This is a genomic window from Plesiomonas sp. PI-19, assembly GCF_021368255.1.
GTDB classification, from domain to species: Bacteria; Pseudomonadota; Gammaproteobacteria; order Enterobacterales; family CAMTGL01; genus Plesiomonas; species Plesiomonas shigelloides.
In genome coordinates, this window is record NZ_JAJNMQ010000005.1 from 1 (window position 1) to 5546 (window position 5546).

Here is a 5546-nt window from a genome sequence, read left to right on the forward strand (position 1 = left end):
CTCACGTCTGATTTGCTTTCGCGTTTCGTTCCGTGCCGACAGGGAGCGCATTATAGGGAGACGCCGAAAAGACGCAAGGGTTAAATCACGTTTTTTATCGAAAAACGTATCAAGCGCGCACTTTGTGAACAAATCAAGCAGAGGGAGCCTAAAATCCATCCACTAATGCGGATAAAAGCACCAAGGTAGCCCTCCGTAACCGCATATCTGGCGTGAATTCTTTGCCTCCCCACGCGTGAAATAAAGCGGCCAAAGAATAAAAAAAGCCCAGCAAAAACGGCTGGGCTAGGTGGTCGATGAAATTGAGCTGATAAGCTGAAGGCTTATTTACGCTCTAAGAGTTGCATGATCAACCGGAAGAACAGCGGAATAAAGAAGATGGCGATAAAGGTTGCCGCCAACATTCCGCCAATCACCGGCCAACCTAATGCATGACGACTCGCCGCACCGGCACCGCTCGATAAGACCAACGGCACGCAGCCCAAAATAAAGGCCATCGAGGTCATTATGATGGGGCGAAAGCGTAAGCGTGCCGCTTCCAAAGCCGAGTCAAGCAGACTCATCCCCTCTTCATGCTTCATCACTGCAAACTCCACAATCAAGATGGCATTTTTTGCCGCCAAGCCGACCAAAGTCACCAATCCTATCTGGAAATAGACGTTGTTGGTTAAGCCAACCAGCCACGTGGCTAATAGTGCACCGAACAACGCAAACGGGACCGCGGTGATCACCGCGAACGGCAAGCTCCAACGCTCATATTGCGCCGCCAAAATCAAAAAGATCATGACGATACCAAAGCCAAACGCCATTGCCGCACTACCGGCCGCCGCTTTTTCTTGGTAGGCCGAACCGATCCACTCCAGCTTGGCATCATTACCGAGCACCTCGCTCGCCACTTGTTCTAACGCGGCGATAGCCTGCCCCGAGCTGTAACCGGCCGCTGGTTGCACCATGATTTTAGCCGCTTGGAAGATATTAAAACGTTCAACCAGCTCCGGACCGGTACTGTCACGTACCGTCACCAAACTGCTGAGCGGGATCATCTCGCCATTGACCGAGCGCACATACACATTGCGAATATCATCGCGCTTAGCGCGGTAATCGGCCTCCGACTGTAACTGCACCCGATACGTACGGCCAAACTGGTTGAAGTCATTCACATAGACTTGGCCAAACGTTGCCTGCATCGTGTCGAACACCGCGTTGATCGGTAAACCAAGCGCCTTAGCCTTTTCACGATCCAAATCCATGTAGACCTGTGGCACATTCGCGCGGAAGGTGGTGGTGACGCTGGCAAACTCAGGGCGGCTCTTCGCCGCATCCAAAAAACGCTGCACTTCAGCGGAAAATGCCTGCGTATCGCTGCTTCCCCGGTTCTGCAGATAGCCTTCTAATCCACCGGTGGTCGACATGCCCTGAATCGGTGGCGGATTGAAGGAGGCAGCAACCCCATCAGATTGCCCCATCATGCTCAAGCCTTGGAATGTTTTGGCCAAAGCAAAGGAGTCTTGCCCACTACCTTGGCGTTCACCCCAATCTTTCAACGGGATAAATGACAACCCACGGTTACTGACAATCGAGTTCGACAAAATATCGAAACCCGAGAAGGTCACTACGTTCTCAACGTGCGGATTAGCCATGATGATCTGGTCGAACTGATCCGCCACATTTTGCGTACGATTCAACGATGCCGCATCCGGCAACATAATCGACGAGATGAGATAGCCCTGATCCTCATTCGGCACTAACTCCCCCGGCACGCGAGCAAATAAAGCGTAGGTGCACAGCAACAGCGCCCCAATAATCCCGAACGCCACCCCGACTCGCCGATTCAAAAAAAACACGCCGCCGACATAACGCGCAGTTAAACGGTCAAACGCCTGGTTAAACCAAACAAAAAAGCGCGCTGGCTGATGATGGCCTTCTTTTAGCAGTACCGCACACAACGCCGGTGATAGCGTCAATGCCACCAAGCCCGATATCGCCACCGACACCGCCACGGTAATCGCAAATTGCTTGTACATGACACCGGTCATTCCACCCATAAAGGCCACCGGCAAGAACACCGCACACAGCACCAGAACGATGGCCACCACCGGCCCAGACACTTCCTGCATCGCTAGAATTGCCGCTTCTCGTGGCGAGCAACGCCGCTCTTTCATGATCCGCTCTACGTTTTCCAGCACCACGATCGCATCATCCACCACGATACCAATCGCCAGTACCATGCCAAACAGCGTCAATAGGTTGATGGAAAAACCCAGCATCAACATCCCAGCAAAGGTACCAATCAACGATACCGGCACCGCAATACAGGGGATCAAGGTCGCGCGGAAGTTTTGCAAGAACAGGTACACCACCACAAACACCAGAACGATAGCCTCGAACAGCGTTTTGACCACTTCTTCAATCGAGATTTTCACAAACTCGGTAGTGTCATACGGGATCTGGTATTCCAAATCTTGTGGGAAACGTGTTTTCAGCCGCTCCATGGTGTCGCGCACCGCATCGGCCACCATGACCGCATTGGCCCCCGGTTGCAAATACGTGAAGATCCCCACCGCCGGTTGGCTGTTGATCCGCGCAGTAACGTCATAGTCTTTACCGCCCAGCTCTACGCGCGCGACATCTTTAACCCGCACTTTAGATCCATCTGGCCGCGACAAAATAATGATGTTCTCGAATTCCTTCACATCCTCCAGACGCCCTTTGGTCTGCACCGTATAGGTAAAATCAATTGGGGCACTGGTCGGTTGCGCGCCAATCTTGCCGGCTGCAAACTGGGTATTCTGTTCACGAATGGCCGCAATCACATCCGCCGGCGTCAATTGTAGCTGTGCCAACCGATCGGGGCGCAACCAGATCCGCATGGCATAGTCGGTACCGCCAAACAACGTAATATCACCGATACCAGGAATCCGCTTAAGCTCATCAATAATATTCAGCAAAGCATAGTTGGAAAGATAGGTGGTGTCATAGCTGCCATTGGGGGATTGCAGCGTTAACACCTGCATGATGGAGGTGGATTTTTTCCGTACCGTGATCCCCTGCTTTTTCACCTCTTCCGGCATTTGCGCCATCGCAGCCGACACACGGTTATTCACGTTGATCGTGGCTTGGTCGGGATCGGTGCCAATCTCAAAGTAAATATTCAGGTTCATCTGACCATTGGACGCCGAGCCGGATTGCATGTAAATCATCCGTTCAACCCCATTGATCTGCTGCTCCAACGGTGCCGCCACCGTTTGGGAAATCACTTCCGGCGTCGCACCAGGGTAATAGGTCGTTACCGATACCACCGGCGGGGTAATTTGCGGATATTGCTCTACCGGCAATGCCCGCATCGCAGCCAAACCGCCCAGCACGATAATGATAGAAATCACGCTGGCAAAAATAGGTCGCTCGATAAAAAACTTCGAAAACATACGAACTCCTTATTTTGCCGCGCTGGCACTGACAACCTTCTGGCTAATCGCGCTCATCTCTTGTGCCGATACCGGCTGGATCACCACACCAGGGCGAGCTTTCATCAACCCCTCAACGATGTAACGCTCTCCCGCTTGCAAGCCACTTTCAATCAACACTCCGCTTTCCACCACCGCGCCCAATTTCACCGGTCGTGGCACCACCTTATTCTCCGCATCCACCACCATCAGCATCCGATCGGCCTGTGACTGCACAATCGCCTTCGCAGGCACCACTATCGCGTCTTTGCGCGTACCCAAATCAATGGTTAGACGAACAAATTGCCCCGGCAACAATACCCCGCGCTCATTATCAAAAATTGCCCGCGCCCGGATCGTGCCGGTTTTGCCATCTACGCGATTATCCGAAAAATTCAACTTGCCTACTTCCGAATATAATGAGCCATCAGCCAAACGAATACGGGTCGTCCAATCTGCCGCACTACGAGCTTGTATCGCACCGCTTTTAATACCACGCTCAAAATTAAGTCGGTCTTGTTCCGAATAAGAAAAATTCACGTACAAGGGGTCATATTGTGTAATGGTCGTCAGTAAGCTGTTATCACCTAAAGTTGAAATTAAACTGCCTTCAGACTGAGTGCTTTTACTGGCCATGCCATCAATTGGCGCGGTCACACGGGTATAACTAAGATTTAATTCCGCCTCTTTGACTTTTGCTTGCGCCGCTTGATGGCTCGCGATTGCCGCCTCATAACTGGCGATCACATCATCATAATCTTTTCGGCTGACAACTTGTTTCTTATATAACGGAATCACCCGTGCACGATCGGCACGCGCTTTATTTAACCGTGCACTCTCTTGCGCTAATAAACTTTTAGCTTGCTCCAGTGCCACTTTATAAGGCTCAGGATCGATCTCAAATAGTAAGTCCCCCGCGACCACAGGTTGCCCTTCCACATAATGGCGCTTAAGCAAAATACCGCCAACCCGTGAACGCACCTCAATTTCCCGATAACCGGCCGTTTCTCCGACCATTTCAGTTGTTAAAGGCACATCCTTGGCCTGCACAGTTTCAACCACCACAGGCACCACTGGTGCTACCTGTGCCGATGAGGCCGACTCATCACCACAACCAACCAAACTGCTGGCAAGGATGATCATTAATGCATGCTGTTTCCAGCGCACAGCCTTTACCACACGAAAAGTCATGTTACTACTCCGACTATCATTAAATAGCTACACCATAAAAACATAGCCACGACACTCTGATACGAGTGTTGGCTAAAGAATTAATAAAAATAAAAAGAGGCTTATATTACTAGGCTAGACAAATAACAAAGTTAAAATTAGCTTACTTTTGTGATGCAAACCTATTTTTACCACAAGACAATTAACAATGAAAAGCCAAGGATAGAGACAGTCACTTTATTAGTAATAACGAATCGACTTAAACACCAAGATTAAAGACATTATCATTCACATTCTAAATTAATTTACAGCAACTAATTCATTGCGTGAATATAAAACCATCTAAAACAAAATTCCAAGTAAGAGATTAATGAATAGATTCAATAGAGATTAATTCATTTAATAAAAACATAAATAAAGACATCAAACATCAACCGACAAATAAAGCATTTTAATTATCGTTATTAATACCAAGCAATATACCTACCTAACACAATGTCTCTTCTAAAAATAACGCGAGAAACACTCTAAAAAGGAATACAGAGATAAGAGATAAGAGATAAGAGATAAGAGATAAGAGATAAGAGATAAGAGATAAGAGATAAGAGATAAGAGATAAGAACAATACGGGGAAACATCGAGCACCACAAACAACAGCACAGCCTACTTAGCTGCATAAATCACTCATCAGCATCATTAGCCTACGGCAAGACCACACAGCGCCTTATGCTCTGGCGTCTGTGGCGGTTCTGACTACAGTTCTGCGCCCACGCCAGCCCGCCACAGAGAATAGAATGAACGAAAGCTGAGATAAAAAGGCAAACGGGGAATAACGCTGGGAAGGAAGAAGAGAGGATAAAACCGCAATGACATTAAAACCAAAATCCCAAACGCAAAAAGCCCATCCGTTAGGATGGGCTTCTCACTTATTTG

At 49.1% G+C, this 5546-nt stretch carries 3 protein-coding genes; all 3 read right to left on the reverse strand.

Features of this window, described 5'->3' with window-relative positions:
* Positions 1-323: 323 nt before the first annotated feature.
* Positions 324-3425 (reverse strand): efflux RND transporter permease subunit, encoded by a 3102-nt coding sequence (locus tag LQ901_RS16705; protein WP_152136164.1) that lies wholly within the window; start codon positions 3423-3425, stop codon positions 324-326.
* A 9-nt stretch (positions 3426-3434) separates the two neighbouring features.
* Complete coding sequence (locus LQ901_RS16710) at positions 3435-4634, reverse strand: efflux RND transporter periplasmic adaptor subunit (protein WP_152136163.1); 1200 nt, start codon at positions 4632-4634, stop codon at positions 3435-3437.
* Positions 4635-5366: 732 nt separating this feature from the next.
* Positions 5367-5546: hypothetical protein (locus LQ901_RS16715; protein ID WP_233672506.1), on the reverse strand; the 180-nt coding region annotated here is incomplete at its 5' end.

Excerpts from the sequence above, each read along its gene's own strand:
- LQ901_RS16705 (WP_152136164.1), bottom strand. The coding sequence starts at position 3,425 with ATGTTTTCGAAGTTTTTTATCGAGCGACCTATTTTTGCCAGCGTGATT.
- LQ901_RS16710 (WP_152136163.1), bottom strand. The coding sequence starts at position 4,634 with ATGACTTTTCGTGTGGTAAAGGCTGTGCGCTGGAAACAGCATGCATTA.